This is a genomic window from Shewanella sp. 10N.286.52.C2 (genome assembly GCF_002874545.1).
Classification (GTDB): domain Bacteria; phylum Pseudomonadota; class Gammaproteobacteria; order Enterobacterales; family Shewanellaceae; genus Shewanella.
Genome location: NZ_MCTV01000025.1, coordinates 26,878 through 43,790, shown reverse-complemented (window position 1 = coordinate 43,790; position 16,913 = coordinate 26,878). Strand labels below are relative to the sequence as shown.

Annotated in this window: 15 protein-coding genes; 8 read left to right on the top strand and 7 right to left on the bottom strand. The window is 39.7% G+C overall.

Annotated elements, in window-relative coordinates; genetic code table 11:
- Positions 1-177 precede the first annotated feature (177 nt).
- Complete coding sequence (locus BCU94_RS09910) at positions 178-1,449, bottom strand: MFS transporter (protein WP_102476292.1); 1,272 nt, start codon at positions 1,447-1,449, stop codon at positions 178-180.
- Positions 1,450-1,843: 394 nt separating this feature from the next.
- Between BCU94_RS09910 and BCU94_RS09905 the strand changes: the two genes are divergently transcribed.
- The gene (locus BCU94_RS09905; RefSeq protein ID WP_102476291.1) at positions 1,844-2,362 is read left to right on the top strand and encodes a hypothetical protein; all 519 of its coding nucleotides are present in this window, start codon (positions 1,844-1,846) and stop codon (positions 2,360-2,362) included.
- Positions 2,363-2,606: 244 nt separating this feature from the next.
- On the opposite strand, the gene BCU94_RS09900 is transcribed toward BCU94_RS09905, so the two are convergent.
- The 3 genes from BCU94_RS09900 to BCU94_RS09890 all read right to left on the bottom strand — a co-directional run bounded on the left by BCU94_RS09900 (position 2,607) and on the right by BCU94_RS09890 (position 4,917).
- Positions 2,607-2,978 (bottom strand): HopJ type III effector protein, encoded by a 372-nt coding sequence (locus BCU94_RS09900; RefSeq protein WP_102476290.1) that lies wholly within the window; start codon positions 2,976-2,978, stop codon positions 2,607-2,609.
- 92 nt (positions 2,979-3,070) lie between these two features.
- A complete protein-coding gene (locus BCU94_RS09895; protein WP_102476289.1) occupies positions 3,071-3,727 on the bottom strand; it encodes a cupin domain-containing protein in 657 nt (218 codons plus the stop codon).
- A 200-nt stretch (positions 3,728-3,927) separates the two neighbouring features.
- On the bottom strand, positions 3,928-4,917 hold the full coding sequence (locus BCU94_RS09890; RefSeq protein WP_102476288.1) for a cytochrome-c peroxidase: 990 nt from the start codon (positions 4,915-4,917) through the stop codon (positions 3,928-3,930).
- A gap of 559 nt (positions 4,918-5,476) precedes the next feature.
- On the opposite strand from BCU94_RS09890, the gene rpiA reads away from it, so the two are divergent.
- The 4 genes from rpiA (at position 5,477) to BCU94_RS09870 (ending at position 8,649) form a co-directional block, all read left to right on the top strand.
- The gene (gene rpiA, locus BCU94_RS09885; protein ID WP_102440469.1) at positions 5,477-6,139 is read left to right on the top strand and encodes a ribose-5-phosphate isomerase RpiA; all 663 of its coding nucleotides are present in this window, start codon (positions 5,477-5,479) and stop codon (positions 6,137-6,139) included.
- 382 nt (positions 6,140-6,521) lie between these two features.
- On the top strand, positions 6,522-7,067 hold the full coding sequence (locus tag BCU94_RS09880) for an RNA polymerase sigma factor (RefSeq protein WP_102440488.1): 546 nt from the start codon (positions 6,522-6,524) through the stop codon (positions 7,065-7,067).
- Positions 7,064-7,681, top strand: coding sequence for an anti-sigma factor (locus tag BCU94_RS09875; RefSeq protein ID WP_102440468.1), 618 nt, complete (start codon positions 7,064-7,066; stop codon positions 7,679-7,681). Before BCU94_RS09880 ends, BCU94_RS09875 begins: the two co-directional genes overlap by 4 nt.
- Entirely contained in the window at positions 7,678-8,649 is a 972-nt protein-coding gene (locus BCU94_RS09870) for a DUF4097 family beta strand repeat-containing protein (RefSeq protein WP_241903591.1), read from the top strand. Before BCU94_RS09875 ends, BCU94_RS09870 begins: the two co-directional genes overlap by 4 nt.
- A 262-nt stretch (positions 8,650-8,911) precedes the next feature.
- On the opposite strand, the gene BCU94_RS09860 is transcribed toward BCU94_RS09870, so the two are convergent.
- Together BCU94_RS09860 and BCU94_RS09855 are read right to left on the bottom strand one after the other, a co-directional pair.
- Positions 8,912-9,595 carry a Crp/Fnr family transcriptional regulator gene (locus BCU94_RS09860; protein ID WP_102440467.1) on the bottom strand — a complete coding sequence of 228 codons (684 nt, stop codon included), beginning with the start codon at positions 9,593-9,595 and terminating at the stop codon, positions 8,912-8,914.
- Between the two features lie 30 nt (positions 9,596-9,625).
- A complete protein-coding gene (locus BCU94_RS09855; protein WP_102440466.1) occupies positions 9,626-10,060 on the bottom strand; it encodes a DUF3069 domain-containing protein in 435 nt (144 codons plus the stop codon).
- 1,181 nt (positions 10,061-11,241) lie between these two features.
- Between BCU94_RS09855 and BCU94_RS09850 the strand changes: the two genes are divergently transcribed.
- The 3 genes from BCU94_RS09850 (at position 11,242) to queG (ending at position 16,448) form a co-directional block, all read left to right on the top strand.
- On the top strand, positions 11,242-13,137 hold the full coding sequence (locus BCU94_RS09850; RefSeq protein ID WP_198590875.1) for a tetratricopeptide repeat-containing diguanylate cyclase: 1,896 nt from the start codon (positions 11,242-11,244) through the stop codon (positions 13,135-13,137).
- Between the two features lie 3 nt (positions 13,138-13,140).
- The gene (locus tag BCU94_RS09845) at positions 13,141-15,096 is read left to right on the top strand and encodes a tetratricopeptide repeat-containing diguanylate cyclase (protein ID WP_102476286.1); all 1,956 of its coding nucleotides are present in this window, start codon (positions 13,141-13,143) and stop codon (positions 15,094-15,096) included.
- Between the two features lie 179 nt (positions 15,097-15,275).
- Positions 15,276-16,448 carry a tRNA epoxyqueuosine(34) reductase QueG gene (gene queG, locus BCU94_RS09840; RefSeq protein WP_241901051.1) on the top strand — a complete coding sequence of 391 codons (1,173 nt, stop codon included), beginning with the start codon at positions 15,276-15,278 and terminating at the stop codon, positions 16,446-16,448.
- 37 nt (positions 16,449-16,485) lie between these two features.
- Here the strand turns inward: queG and BCU94_RS09835 are convergent, their stop codons facing one another.
- Complete coding sequence (locus tag BCU94_RS09835) at positions 16,486-16,704, bottom strand: dodecin (protein ID WP_076541563.1); 219 nt, start codon at positions 16,702-16,704, stop codon at positions 16,486-16,488.
- Positions 16,705-16,913: the final 209 nt, after the last annotated feature.

Sequence of the window (16,913 nt, the reverse complement as noted above, 5' to 3'; positions counted from 1 at the left end):
CAAAGACGGTTATATATTGCGATAAGATGAACATGTATGACCACCGTATACCAAAGGTATATCACCAAACACACTGGAATATAGGTAATCACTGCCGTTAATCATATAGAACAGCGCAAATTAAACACGACGCCACTATCTCGACAAGTAGATAAACAGTAAACCCACTTTAGAGGGCTAACTCAGTTTCATTTCGGCAATATTGGGTCGAGAAAGTCTGGTTAATATCCGATAAAGATAGATAACCACAACACATAAAACCGCCCCTATCATAAATAGCCACGGGCCTCCGAATAGGTCAAGAATGATCCCTCCTCCTAACGGCGCCATGGCAAAACCAATTTCACTAAATGAAGCTGCGCCAAAGTAGGCACCTCGAAGGTGTTGCGGCGCTAATCGATCAATATGTACATTCATGGTCGGAAATAAAATCGTCTCAGCAAGACTCATCACCACTACGGCCCCTATCCAGCCCCAAAATATATCCACTGGGTTTAATGCCAGCCACACTTGGGAGCACATGAGCAAGATCAATCCAAATTGAATTCGCTGAATTAAACTATATTTAGCCATCAGTTTTAATAAGATAAACTGCGTAGAAATGATCACTAATGCATTGGTAAAAATTATACTCGATATCAACGTCAGTAATTGAGGCGCTTGTGCTCGGGTTAAATACTGAATGAGCGAACTGTCCATTTGCGCATAAATAAACATGCATAAGGTATTGGCTAATATTAAACATTGAAACAATTTATCTTGTTTTAAAATGGCAAAAATTTGCTGGCGAGTTTCTTTTGCAACAGGCTTTGTTACACCCGAATGAGCCTCTTTATCAGCGGTATTTTTAGCGGAATCAATATTTGATTGATGACTAAACCCCCAATAAAGCATTATCAGTAACACCACAAAGGCAGCGGCTGTGATGTAAAAACTCGATTGCTCACCCGTTAGTCCTAACCAAATGCCAAGCATAGGCCCAACAGCGCAGCCGACATTGACGATGAAATACCATGATTGCATCGCTAATTCACGGGTTTGCTTATCATGGATTATGTCACCGATAACGGCTGAGGTGAGCGGTCGCCATATCGAGGTCGCGATTGAACATAAGGTCATCACCACCACATAACCATTAACGCTGTCGACTTGTGCTAGCAATGAAAAAGAAATGATATATAGCACACCAGTCATGTACATCAATTTGTGCCGACCAATACGGTCTGACAATGCACTACCGATAAAACTGGTGAATACAGACACCAATGCTGCACTGGATAAAATCAATCCCACTTCTGTGGCACTTAACGCAAACCTGTCATATAAAATAATCGCGAGAAACGGCCACACCATATAATAGCTGCCACGAGTAATAAACGAGCCAAACAACAATATCCACATGAGTAATGGAAACTGCTTAACACGGGCTATAGAGACATCGCTTTGCATTGTAAAACCTTTAAAAGGAAAGCCTAACAGAAATGAGCTTGACCAAATCTAAAGAGTTGGCGCCATTAAAGCAACAATTGCATAACAAGATGCACTGGTTATTACGAATACAGCCGTGTTTGCATAGCGGACTCAAAAATGGTCAGGCAAATTAAAAATAATAAAGAGCAATTCTATTAAATTAAGCTGAACGCCTAGGGGCATGATGAAAATAGCTTAAAAACTTAAGCTTATTTATCCCTTCCATCGACAGTTTATAATGACCAATAATTGACACTAATGGGGGATATTGTTAATTTAATTGTCAGTGACGAAGTGAGGCTTTAATTGCATAGTTTTAAATGCTTAAACCTTATTTTGCTTAATGGATTATAAACACACAAGGGAATGCCCAATGAAAAAAATACTGCTATGTGCATGTATATTAGCTATGACTGCCTGTAAAACTACTGATATCCGTAATATTGCTGACTCAGTTTCAGACATTGCCGGAGCGGCACAAGGTAACTCAACGAGTGTACCAACTAACCAAGCTTATTCGCACCCGACTCAGCAATACGCAAAAACAAGTCAAACATTCCGTATAACCAAACCGACAAAAATGAACCCTGAACTTGGTCAAATTCGTCCATTACGCACAGAAAGAAACCCTCAAGGCATGACCAAGGTTCGATTCGAAGCCTATCACCTTGATAGTGGCGCGCCGATGCAGAGCAATCAATACCTTTATCAGGTTTCAGCCGAAGGGTGGTTGAGTGAAGAACCATTCGTGAACTTTAATTCAAAATTAGTCACCATCAATAGTGGTAATTACTATATCAAGGCACAGGCCGATACCGGTAAATTTTATGCTTCTGGAATGGTGACTTTAGAGCGCGGCGTAACCAATATTGTTAGTTTTGATCTTCAATAAGTAAATTTAAAAATTGGCGGGTATTAAGTCCTTTCAAATTAGGCTTTTATTTTATCAATCAACAATTTTGCCAAAACTTGAGCTTGTAACAATAAATGACTTACAAGCTTAGATAAATCATTTAAGGGCTAATACCTTTTCAGCCCTTAAATGATTCGATTCATTAAACCACTTTAATTTCAGCAATCATTGCTACATGCTTCCCACAATTGCGCCGACATTCATTAGCAAAAAAGTGCAAAAATCAAGCTTTCAGCACTAATGCCACTTGGCTAAACTCAATCCCTTGCCAACCATTAAGCATAAATTGACGAATGTTTTGATGATCTTTTCCCTCAGGCATGGCTAATACATCCCGATAATATTGACCAAATAATTGCAGCGTTTGAGGCTGGGTTAAATGGTGAATTTGCGCAAACGAAAACACCTTACAAGAACCTGAGTTTTCGCCAGCGTCATTAGCTTGTTTACCATTAGTAAAAGCGCTTGGAGTGAAATCATAGTGAGCATCGATGATTGCCATCGTGTCTTCAAAGCGAACGGGTTCAGCAGTTGTTTGAGACAGTGTTTCGATAAAGCTGACAACATCAGCTTGGGTATTTGTCAGTTCAGTCATGTTAAATCCTGTATTGCTGTCATAAACAGTGTGAAAAATCCTATAAACATCATATAAAAAGATTAACCCATCGTCCTTATAAAATGTGTAACTTACTCATCCAGCAGCAAATGACCCACTTTCACCCAAATAAGCGTATCTTGTTCAACATAAGGATTATGCTGACTTAAATGTGGACTGCGGATCCAAGTGCCTGCAGGATAACGACCTAATTCATCAATAAACTCACCGCTAATAACGTAAATTTCTTCACCACCAAAATGACGATGAGGCTGAAATTGGCAACCTGCAGGCCAAAAAACTAAGGCTGTCGATTCGGTAAGATGTTGATGCAGCGGCATCACCTTTAAATCACCTTGCCCAGCAGACCATGGTGTATTGTTAGTATCGATACGAACTTGAGCGCCATCGCTAGCTTGAAATTGATGTAGCTTTACTAGTAATTCACAGCCTTGTTCACTAAAGGGCGCATGACTAAAGCCTTCAGGGTTACGAATATAACTGCCAGCGGGATAATCGCCGCTTTCATCTGAAAATATCCCACTGAGTACCAGTATTTCTTCACCTAAAGGATGCGGATGCGATGCAAAGCTTGCTCCAGCATCATACTTCACCACACTGGTCGCATGACCACGTTCAGCTTCTTCTCTGGCCAATCTTTTACGCCATACCCCTTGAGCTGGGCTTTTATCCCATTGAAGCTTATTGGTATTAATAACAACCCGCTGACTAAAGTCCATGTTAAGCATAGTGATTTCCTGCTGAATTTATATATCAGTGTAATAGGACTTAAACGAAATAAATAGCTAACAAATCATTAGCTGATAAATGAATAGCAGGGAAATAAAAAACCTGCACTATCGCTAGTGCAGGCTTTGAGGGAGTTGCGGATAATTTCCAGCTAGTTGGTAACGTTAAGCTGAAGTGTTATCGCGACTTCAATACTGTTTTATTTAAACGGCACTGGACGCGGTGTATTCGCATTTGAAGGCGGTAAAATCGGCAACATAATTTGTGGCTGCTCACCGGTTAAACTGTTCAAAAACTCAACCATTTGTGCAGTTTCTTTAGCTGACATTTTTTGCCCTAGTTGAATGTCGGCCATGGTATTAACCGCTTCATCTAGGTTCCATACGCTACCATCATGGAAGTATGGGTAGGTAAGCTCAATGTTACGTAAGGTTGGTACTTTAAAGACGAACTTATCAGCTTCTTTACCGGTAACCCCTTTACGCCCTTCCGCTGGATTGTCTGTGTGGAATGGTTTAATTAAGCCCATTTTCATGTACATAGTGCCGCCAACCGCTGGGCCGTTATGACACGCGACACACCCTTTGTCTTTAAATAACTGATAACCCGTTTGTGCATCTGCAGAGATGGCTTTTTTATCGCCTTCTAAATATTTATCAAATGGGCTATTTGGCGTCACTAAGGTTTTTTCGAATGTCGCTATGGCATCTGTAATACGGTCGATGTTGACTTCATTTGAACCATAAATGTCATTAAAACGCGCAACATATGCAGGCATTGAAGCGATAGTATCTACTGCTAAATCATGGGTATAACCCATTTCTTTTGGATTATCGATAGGACCTGCAGCTTGCTCTTTTAAGGTTGCAGCGCGGCCATCCCAAAATTGCGCCAGCATATAATCAGCGTTTAAGACTGTAGGCGAGTTTATTGGACCTTGTTGCCACTCATGACCAATTGAGGTCGGCAGTGCATCCACACCACCAAGGGACAAGTTATGACATGAGTTACATGAGATAAAACCAGACATTGATAGACGTGGCTCAAAGAAAAGCATTTTACCTAGCTCAACTTTTTCAGGCTCGGTGATCACCGCAGGCTTAATGACTTCAATGGGCTCACTGGCCTGAGAAGTTGAAATAGAAAAAATCGAAGCTAGCATTACAGCAACGGTGGTCAGCTTAGTCATAATAAATAACCTTGTTCATAGTATGGTTTAATGGCAAGCATCTTAATTGTTCTATATCTTAGGTTAAAACGGTAAAATCCGATTAAGTCCATCGCAATCGCAAATTCTATTTATGCGGCTTAAGTCACTGTTTATTTTTAAAAATAAGATAGGTTAACGAACCATTCGATTAAATTAAACCTGCACACCACCAATAGCGATTAAGATTGCTGTAGATCACATCCTTTTGTATCAAACACTGCGCCAATATTGATACAAATGACTTTTTACAGGTGTAATATCGCGATAAAAAATGCAGCTTATTCTTGCCTATTAAGCTCCATCACTCCTTAAAGCTGATTTTCTCGCCCATATGGCTTAGCTATATTATTTACCGAAGTTAAGTATATAGGGATTTACTGACGCATATGGCAATACACTTATAACTCTTGAGTGTAACGATTCGTGTAACTGCCAGTTAATAAATCAGCCAACAACGTACCTGCTATGGCTTAGCATTTGTTATACTTAACCAAATTTATTACTTACCATTGGTAGATTGCCACCTCAGGATGTTGATATGACCCAAGACGAAATGAAAAAAGCCGCTGGATGGGCTGCACTTAAATATGTTGAAGAAGGTTCAATTGTTGGTGTTGGAACAGGTTCAACGGTTAATCACTTTATTGATGCGTTAGCGACAATGAAAGATGACATTGAAGGCGCCGTATCAAGCTCTGAAGCCTCAACCCAAAAACTAAAAAGTTTAGGCATTGAAGTATTTGATCTCAATAGTGTCTCAGATCTATCTGTGTACGTTGATGGCGCTGATGAAATCAATGACCATATGGACATGATTAAAGGCGGCGGCGCGGCATTAACCCGTGAAAAAATTGTCGCGGCTGTGGCTAAAAAGTTTGTTTGTATTGTTGATAATACCAAGCAAGTTGAGATTTTAGGTGAGTTTCCACTGCCTATTGAAGTGATCCCAATGGCGCGCTCTTACGTTGCTCGTGAATTAGTAAAATTAGGTGGCGATCCGGTTTACCGTGAAGGTGTCGTCACTGACAATGGTAATGTAATTTTGGATATGTACAACTACCGCATTCTTGATCCTAAAACCTTAGAAAAGCAATTAAATGATATTGTTGGTGTGGTCACTAATGGTTTATTTGCTAACCGCGGTGCTGATGTATTGCTGGTTGGCAGCCCAGATGGCGTTAACACGATTGTCGCCAAATAGTCCTAAAGGCTAGTTGCTTAAGTCCGGTAATTAAAGTTAATCGCACTGATAAAATGCTCAATTCACCATTGGGCATTTTTGTTTTTATAACCATAAAGCCCTTAAAGTTGTGCCAAGCCCCTATCCTACTTGCTTCCACTTAAAATTTTCACTTTAACCTTTCACACCTAAGCTTACTCAAGCAGATGCTTTTCAGCATTTTGACTCCCCATAGTAATCAAAAAAATATTTTATTTAATCAAGTAAACCTTTTAGCAACTTGCTAATGTCTAATCTAGTAACTCACATCACATTGGAATAATTGGTGAACTTAACCTCAAGCAATATCACAGACATTGATAATCAACTCAGCAGTAATACTCGCGCTGCTGAAGCTGGTGAAATCAATAATGCCTGCTTAGATGACGCTTTAGTGGCGAAAGCTAAGGGCGGCGATAAAGCAGCGTTTAAGCTACTTTATCAGCGCCATCAAGGCCGTGTGTATGCAATTTGTTTGCGTTTAAGTGGTAGCGCTGATCATGCCGATGAAATTTGCCAAGACTGCTTTGTCAGATTATGGCAAAAGCTAAATCAGTTTAATGGCGATAGTCAGTTTACGACTTGGTTATATAAGCTGTGTGTCCACCAAGCTATTAACAGCATGAAAGCAAAGCAAAGCTTTTGGCATCGATTTTTACCAGAATCGAGCTTGAGTGAGCATCATCAAAGTCTCAGCGAAAATCATCAAACGCAAAACGGCCATCAAGAGTATCACCGCCTTGATAAATTAATTATGCAACTGCCACAACGCACCCGCGTGGTGTTTGTACTGTGCGCAATTGAAGGTTATCAACATGATGAAGTTGCGCAGATTTTGGATATTGCCGTTGGCACCAGTAAAGCCCAATACCACAGAGCAAAGCAGATGCTACAGGAGATGTTGGCATGAAAAATAGCAATCAGCAGCAACAATTAACAAGGCTTATTGATAGCTTGCCAAAAGAGATCTCACCAAACAAAGATCTATGGCAAGACATTGAGGCGAAAATAAGCGCCCCAACAAATTCTTCAGTGCCAGCAAAGCAAACTGATGCTGCAACTCAGTACCGCAGCGCTAACTCGCAATACTGGCGACATCTTGCCGTTGCCGCCAGTATTAGTTTTGTATTGGTATTAGGCTGGCTATTAACAAGCCCTACAGCACAAAAGCCAAGCCTTGAGCCTATCACCGTCACAAATGCCCTTAGCAATCAGTCTACTGAAGATTTAATTGCCTTGGTTGATCAAATAGCCCTGACCCATCAACAGCAAATTAATGGCTTTGATGACAACAAATATACTGTTGGCATGCAGCTTGATGACCTTACTAATCCATTCAATAAGGGTTATAGCGAATTGCAGCTTGCATCAAAAGAGATCCAAAAAGCCCTTAAAAGCGATCCCAATAACAAGCAAGTGTGGGATTTATGGTTATGGGTAATGAAGCGCGAAATACAGCTGTTACAACAGCAACAACGCACCCCAATTAACACGACTCCATCGACTCAAGGAAATTCCATATGAACAATCAAACTAGTCAGTTTATCAGCCGACTTATCATTGGCGGCAGCCTGCTATTCACAACAACACTCATGACATCAACAATGGCCTTTGCAGCACAATCCGTTGAACAAGAAATGACGGTTAATGCGAAACCACAAATTGAGCTAAAAGTGCAGCGCGGCAAAGTAGAGATCATCGGCTGGGACAAAGACCTCATCACAGTATCCGGTCAGTTAGATGAATTGTCTGAAGGGTTTATCTTTGAGCAAAAAGGCAATCAAATCACTATTGAAGATAAGCTACCCAACAGCTATCGGGGTCATGATGAAGATGGCTCAAATTTAGTCATCAAATTACCCATAAAGCTAATGCTTGAAGCTGAAGGGGTTTCAGCAGATTACAAGATTGAAAATCTATCAGGCGAAATAGACTTGGCATTAGTCAGTGGTAACTTAAAAGCTAACCACATGGATGGCGACATAAAACTACAAACAGTGTCAGGCAATATTGAGTCAGACAAGCTCAATGGCAAGCTTGAATTAGAAACCGTTTCTGGCGATATCAAGGATAAAAGCTCTGCAGGCAAAGCTCAGTATCGCCTCGTCAGTGGCGAGTTAGAGTCTAAAGATAACCAAGTCACTAAGCTTAGTATCGATCAAGTATCAGGTGATATTGAAGGCAACTTTAGCGCGGTAGAAAAAATCAAAATTGTCAGTGTCAGTGGCGATATCGACATCAGTTTAAGCGCCAAAGTCACTAAGGCATCATTTGATACGGTTAGCGGTGATGTTGAAGTCAAATTCACTCAAATGCCTAACCTGACATTTGAGATTGATGGTGGCCCAGGTGGCGATATTAATAACGAATTAACCGATGATAAACCGCTAAAAACTAAGTATTCAGCAAGAGAAAGCATCCAATTTACAACCGGCGATGCCACAGGTAAATTTAGCGTTAATACCATAAGCGGCAATATCGAATTGAAGTAGCGTTTTTATCTTCATGCTGCAGTTACAGGCGCTAGCATGGGGATCTTAAGTCTGATATTACTCGGCACATTAGGCGCTAAACGTCGCCGTAAACTACACTAGGATAGCATTCCAAACTAGTGCTTGGGCCTTCTACAAAGAAGGCCCTTTTTTTTCATTTAACGCCAGCTCACAACCTAACCCGAATAGCAGCTATAAACCCGTCGAGATTGTGACAATTCACTCGTATAACATAGTCATTCGTTTTACATAATCACTCGTATTACATTGTCACTCGTAGCGCTAATAATTCTGACAACCTTGTATAATCTAAAATAATCATCTTGCCTCTGACTAAATCAATATAGCCATCTTCAGCCAACTTATTGAGTACTTCATTGACTCGAGGGCGACTTACATTGGCAATTTCACTCAGTTGCTGCTGGGTGATTTTTAGTTCAATAACGGGCAAATCAATCATGCGTTTAGCACGTACTAATTCTAATAAAAAATGAATGATACGTTCTTCAATACCATAAAATGACAAGTGCATACCTTGAACCAGTTTAGGGGTATTACGGCGCATAATGCTATAAATAAACTTATAAATCTCAGGGTTAATGTTAGCTAACTCAGTGAGTTCACATTTAGGGAAAAACAAGCTGTTGATCGGTTCCAGTTCATTGGTATAAAGACTAATTTTAGGGAAAATCTCAACCGCTACAGCCCCAACCCACATTTCTTTACCAAATATAAAACTCGCTAAAGGGCGGTTATCAGCACTGGTGGTGGCAAATGTACCCAGACCATCGATACAGTAAAAATACCCCCGTTCACTGTCATCAGCCAGTAGGTTACTGTATTTCTCAATGCCTTGATCATCGACAGCAATATCCATGATCTCAGCTTTGGTTCTTTCGCTCAATTCACAGGGCCAGTTTATTTGTTTACGTAACGCGAGTGTCATTTATTCTCCAGTCAAACATTTCAGCAAGCGTTAAGCAGACATAACTTGTTTAAAGCTATTAAGCATTGAGCGATCTGTACGTGCTTTTTTTAATTTTCTAATACTTTCTTTTAATGATTGCTCTGCCAAGCGGCCAAATACACCATCATATTCTTTTTCATCAATTTCTTTTTCTGACTCAGCCTCATCTGCAATTTCTTGGGCAACACGGCTTAACTGCATCCACGCATTGGCAATATAAAAACCATGAAACTCCGCCTTGGGCAGTAATTTTTGTGCACTCGCAGGCATTGCTTGCCAGCTTTTAGCAAATAACTCAGCCTTGTCTTCAATTAGCTCATTAAACAAACCTTCATAAGCCTCAAGTAAAGTCTCTGGTAATTTATCCATCGGCAGCACTTTATTAGCGACATTAAAAGAAATCTGCTTTGCTGTTGCTTTATACTCTTCGCTTAGTTGACTCATTAGTTTGTTCTCTATTTCAATGATTAAGTTAGCGCCATGAATTCATGTGATTAACGCAGTTTGAGTAACTAAGTCGCATTAACAGCACTTAAAATGGCACAGGCATAAGGTTTCTATCGCAGAAAATACTGCCATTAAACCTTTAAGCTTTATGTTATTTAGCAACAGACTAGTATAAACGATATTATCAACGCCTTTATAGGTTATAGACATATATATTGGTTGTTTTTGTGAAGCTGCAAATACCTACCCAGTCAATAATGTGATCTTATCCAGTTAGATTAAAAGTGGCCCGTTAAACACATAAAATGAATGCAAACAACTTGACTCATGAATGATGATGCTTTTAACATTTATCGACTCTTTTTAAGGTGTTTTCACTATGGTAAACACAGTTAACGAACTATATTAGCAACAGCTATTTTTAAAAGATGAAATAAACAATTAATCAGATTACCTCACAGTGCATTTAAACAAAAAAACGCGAGTAAATATTAACAAAAGCACAGGCTGAAGTGTTCTTTGTGTGACACATACTTATTTATTTACCTTTTTAAACAGAAGCTTAGCCATAACAGCGCTACTTATTCAGCTTTGATTGAACAAACCAAAATTTCTGTCATAATGTTGTGAAGCCAGTAAGTTAAATTAGCAATCTTTGATATAGATCTTATCTCTTTTTTTATTAACTTTTATGCCTGCTTAACGATTTATGCAGCTTTACGTAATTCGACATACCTAGATAGCTGCACCAGCAATAGTTACCAAGATGATAACAATAAGTTAGTAAAGTTAAGTAAATTTATTGATACTCACCTGCAGAAAAAAGATATTATTGCTCCTAGTGGCTAATTGAACTTTTTATATTGTTATCAAATACTAAATAATAAAATACAAAAATATTAATTCAGGGAAAAGTTGCATGACCGATATTAAGCAAAGCGGCCAATTTTTAACCTGTAGCCTAACAATAAAAAGCACTGAGTACTGTTTTGCTCAAGTTGATTAGCACTTTTGTAAAAGTTGTGCTTAAAAGGATTGTTGCGAGTTAACAAGCCAGTTTACAGCCCTTAGTTAACAAACAAAAACAGCATGAAGGAACTGCGTAAAGCAAGTATAAAAAATTGCATAATAATTATAATTCAACAATTAGCGTTTTTAACGGCCTTTACTGTCACAAGGTGAGTCGTTACATCAATCAGCTGCTGTTATTGTTGGTATTAGTCGGTTTACTGAATAGTGCTTCAGTGACTGCTTTTACTTTTGATAACAAGGCAGCTGATGACTTGTTCCATCAATTAAAAACAGAACAGATCACAGATTTACTTGTCATAGAGCAAACATTACTCAAACTCGAGAACATTATTGCCAGTAACGATATTGAGCGCCAGCAGCTGTTACTTACTGAGCAATGTAAAACCTTTAGCTCCAGTGACAGTGAGCAAAACAACAACTTTATTACCACGACAAACAACATTGAGCAGCAATCTTTTTTTAGTCCACAAATTCCAATTTTGCTGAATTTATGTCGTTCAAAAGCATTCAGATACCTTGACCAACATAGCAGCGCGATTAAACTAAATCAGGCTGCACTTGAACAAGCCTTAGCACTAAATGACAAGCATATCATCGCCAAAGCCCATAATAACATTGCCAAACAAGCACTTTATCAAGGTCAGTTTTCCAAAGCGATTGATAGCTTCACTCAGTCTTTTGAGCTCAATCAACAAATAGGCTTACAGCATGCAGCTAGCTTAGACTTACTGAATTTAGCAGGTATTTACCGGCGCTCAGGCGATAACGAAAAAGCACTTTATTACTACAACAGAATAAAGGGTTACCTTAATAAAACCAGAGACTTAATGTTACTTGCCAATGTTGAAAACTCACTCGCTTATATAGAATTAGATCGCGGTGAATATCAGCAAGCACTGGAATACTTTGAAAAAGTCTATCAGGTCATCGAGGGGATCAATGATCCGCTTTACACCGCTAGAGTTGCGATTGATATGTCAGCGCCGCTGATTAAACTTGGCCGATTAGCAGAAGCAGAAAAGTGGCTAAATCAAGCTCGACCTTACATGACCCCCGAGATGTACTCTCACTATGGTTACATGCATAGTTATTATTTAGAGCTGCGCATGTTACAAGGCAACTATGCTAGCGCCTTTGAGCATTTCAATGCAGCAACAGCTAACTTTCAAAAGTATAATATGCAAAAAGGTTTAGCTATTAGTTATCAGTTAGCCAGTCAGTTATTTGCTATCCAAGCTGATTATAAGTCAGCTAACTACTGGCACCATCAGTTCTTAAGCATTCATAAACAACTCGATCAGTTAAGGCTGGACACCTATAATTCCGACATGAGACTCAAGTTTGACTCAGATAACCTAGAAGATAAACAAGCACAGTTAATTGAGTTCCAAGCGCTTAAAGACATTCAGCTTAATGCCGTAAAAACTCAGCAAAAATTACAATACACCGCCCTCGCAATGACATTTATCTTCTTGTTAATATTAGTTATTTTAATTATTAAGCTGCAAAAAAAGTCACAACAATATCGACAAATAGCATTAAAAGATCCACTCACCAACATCCCTAATCGCTTACATGCCTACGAGGTCATGCAAAAGCTGCTAAAGCAAAAAGTGCAATTTTCTATCTTACTTATCGATGTAGATCACTTTAAGAGTGTCAATGACCGATTCGGCCATGACATCGGTGATATAGCACTACAACTCATTGCTCAAACTTGTCAGCAAAATTGCCGCGAGGAAGATACTGTGGCGCGTATTGGTGGTGAAGAGTTTCTGATCATTATGCCAAAGACAAATATCGAGCAATCGATGATTTTCGCTGAGCGAATTAATCATAAAATGAAACTTGTGAACTCACCGCAGTTAAACGATAACTTGATATTTTCAGTCAGTATCGGCATTACAAGCGTGATTGATGAAAGCAGTATTTCTACTATTTTGAAAAAAGCTGATATTGCCCTCTATGAGGCAAAAAATGACGGCAGAGACTGCTATAGGCATTATCAATATCTCCCAAACATCATTAAAGGAGAGCATTGATATATGCACAGCGGCAATCAAAAAAGCCTTTTTCACGGCATTAATAAAAACCTGTTTATCCAAATGCTAGTTCGTAAGCCATTGCTCATTATTAGCTTAGGTTTAGCTATGCTCAGTATGAGTTTCTCAAGCTTTGCCAAAATAGAAAACCCTGAGTTTGATACACTCTTTAACGCCGCCGATCAAACCGATATTAACGATCCTAGTTTTCCGAAAATGGTTAAAGACCTTGAAAGCTTGCTCGATGTAGAAGATATCGAACGCACTTACTTGTTACTGCCTAAACAGTGTCTTAGTCATAATGTTTTCCATGGCGATGAAAATAAATTAGCCGATCAGTTCATTATTGATACCTTAAAAACTTATCCAGCAATGCCAGCAAGCACTCGAATAGAGTTAAAGCTCTGTGAAGCAACTATCATGCGTTACCGCGGCGATACCTCAGCGGCAAATGCCCTTATTCGTGAAAGTTTGTTAGCAGCAGAAGGGATTAACAATCGCCGCTTAATGGCTGATGCCTATTCACAGCTTGGTCAAATCGCCTCCTATACCGCTGATTTCGCGATGGCGCTGAAAAACTTATTATTGGCTCATGAGCTGTATAAAGAGTTTGATTTACCCACTAGACAGCACCTCAGCCTACTAGATTTAGCGGTCACTTATCGCCGTATGGGCGAAACGGACACCGCCCTAAAATATTATCTCCAGCTTGAGCAAGCCTTTACCAAGAGCAACCAGCTTGATTTAGCCATGATGGTAAAAATGGACATGGCCTATGCCTATGAAGATTTACGCCAATACCAAAAAGCTGCCGACCACTATTTAACCGTATTGGACTATTTTCAGACTATCTATACCGACCCTACATACCCTGCACGGGTAGCTGTAGATATGTCTTACCCACTTATTGAACTAGGCAAATATCAACTCGCCCTTGATTATCTCAAGGAATATGAAGATGTCATTGGCCCTAATGTAGATACTCATTATAGTTTTATGCAATTGTTCTTTGCCCAAGCGAAACATGGGTTAGGGCTCGAAGAGCAAGCAATACCTTACTTAGACAAGGCCACCGCAGGGTTTGAGCGCAATCACAATAAGCGCGGCCATGAAATGCTACTCAAATCAAAAATAGAGATATATGAATCCTTACAAGATTGGCAGCAAGCCTATGACGCACAAATTAGCCTGTATGAGATACATCAGCTAATTGATAAGGCGATGGAAAATCAAAGCAGCACTGAAATGCTAGTCAAGTTTGATAGTGAAAAAATTGAAGCTGAAAATGCTAAATTGATCGCATTCCAATTACTGAAAGAGCAACAGTTAGTCACCCAACAAGACAATAAAAGATTACAAATTATTGCACTAATACTGGGCGGTGCGTCATTAATATTACTGTTTATATTTACTCTCTACTCAAACAAGAAGTCGAAACAATTTAAACAGTTAGCATTGACCGATTTACTAACCCAGTTGCCAAACCGCCTTGCCTTGTATCAACAGGCAAATCAATTATTTAATAATGCCTTAATCAATCAGCAAACTTTGGCTATTGTGTCTTTTGATGTCGATCATTTTAAGCAAGTAAATGACACCTATGGTCATGACGCTGGTGATACTGTCCTTAAAACATTAGCAGAGATCTGTACTAGCAAATTACCAGCAAACGCAGTCATTGGTAGAGTAGGTGGTGAAGAGTTCTTAGTGTTATTACCGCAAATTCGCTCCACTGCTGCGATATCACTAACACAAGCGATCATCGAGCACGTATCAAGTCATGATTTCTCAGCAATTAACCCCGAGCTAAAGGTCACCATCAGTGCTGGGGTGAGCACTTATTATGATGAACAAACATTATCTGAACTGATAAAAAAATCAGACATGGCGCTTTACCAAGCCAAAAGAAATGGCCGAAATCAGCTATCGTACTACCATGATGACTCACAGAGGTTATAATAAAACAGTGGATCACTAACCTAGCGTAAATAGCTGTCATCATGCCTAATTCAAATATACCTCCTAATGCTAATCCAGCGGCTAATACTAATACAGCGCTTAATGCTAGGGAAAAGGAGTCTGCCACAACCCCCTCAGGACTATTACAGCCATTAGCGCATAAGCTTTCAGCCACTGAGATGGCGGAGTTAGCTTACTTAATAAAGAGCTGGGCGTTTGAATTAGGGTTTTCTCAGCTTGGGATCACCGATACCGATTTAAAAAGCGAAGAGAGCAAGTTACAACAATGGCTCGATAATGGTTATCACGGGGAAATGGGCTATATGGCCAGCCACGGCATGATGCGCGCTCGCCCCCATGAGCTTCACCCAGGTACCGTTCGCGTACTCAGCACCAGAATGGACTATTTACCGCCACAAGCGGGCTTTGCCACTAATTTATCAGACCCAAACTTAGGTTATATTTCTCGTTATGCAGGCGGCAGAGATTACCATAAACTGATTCGTAAACAGCTTAAAAAACTCGGTGATAAAATCGTGTCACACTGCCATAACTTAGGGCTTGATGGCATTGATTTCAGACCGTTTGTGGACTCTGCCCCAATCCTTGAACGGCCATTAGCGGAAAAAGCAGGTCTTGGCTGGACAGGTAAACATTCATTATTACTAAACCCTGAGGCTGGCAGTTGGTTCTTTTTAGGCGAAGTGTTAATTAACTTACCTTTGCCTGTAGATATTCCTATCCACCAAAGCTGTAATAGCTGCGTAGCCTGCATAAAATCATGCCCGACTAATGCCATATTAGACAACAATGTCGTCGATGGTCGCCGCTGTATCTCTTACCTCACCATTGAATTACAAGGCGTGATACCTGAAGAATTTCGCCAAGCCATTGGCAATCGCATTTATGGTTGTGATGATTGCCAATTAGTGTGCCCTGTTAACAGTAAAGCGCCGCTAACTCAGCAAACTGATTTTCATATTCGTAAACAACTGATCCAACCTGATTTACTAAGCTTGTTTGCTTGGACTGAAAAGCAATTTCTATCACTTACAGAAGGCAGCCCTATACGTCGAATTGGCCATAAAAGCTGGTTAAGAAACATTGCGATTGCCTTAGGTAACGCGCCGTTTAATCAGCAAATTATTGATGCGCTTAACCTACGCAGATGTAGCGATGAAGTCGATGAAATGGTCATAGAACATATTGATTGGGCACTAGCGCAACAAGCACTTAAACAGCAAGATTTAACCCCTGACGATAAAACAAAAACGGCGCCTAAAAGTCATTTAAGCCGTAAAACCTTGCGAGTGATCCGCAGTGTTGAAAAAGGCTTACCTAGAGACGCTTAAACCTTTTACTTATTGTCATCTTTCAGACACCACGTCTTCAATGAGGTGATTTCTGATCTAAAGTAAAACCGACTTTAATAGTGACTTGCCAGTGAGCAATTAAACCTTCTTCTAGGTGACCTCTGGTCTCAACAACCTGAAACCAACGTAAATGTTTAAGCGATTCATTAGCTGCTGCAATTGCATTTTTTATCGCATCATCAGAGCTGATAGGTGACGATCCTGTTAACTCAATAATTTTATAAGTGTGGCTCATTTGTGACTCCAGTCATTTTAAACTCAATCAACATAGAAATTCAGTAAAGCAATACCAGTCTGAGTATAGATAAGCCTAGCAAAACTGCGTAGTCGCAGATTAAAAACCTCAAAAAGCCCTCTCTCAATGACCTTTAAACTAGTGATCACTTATTAAAGTCACTTTTTATAAAATCAAAAGCTGTAATTTTCACGTCAAAACAATCACAA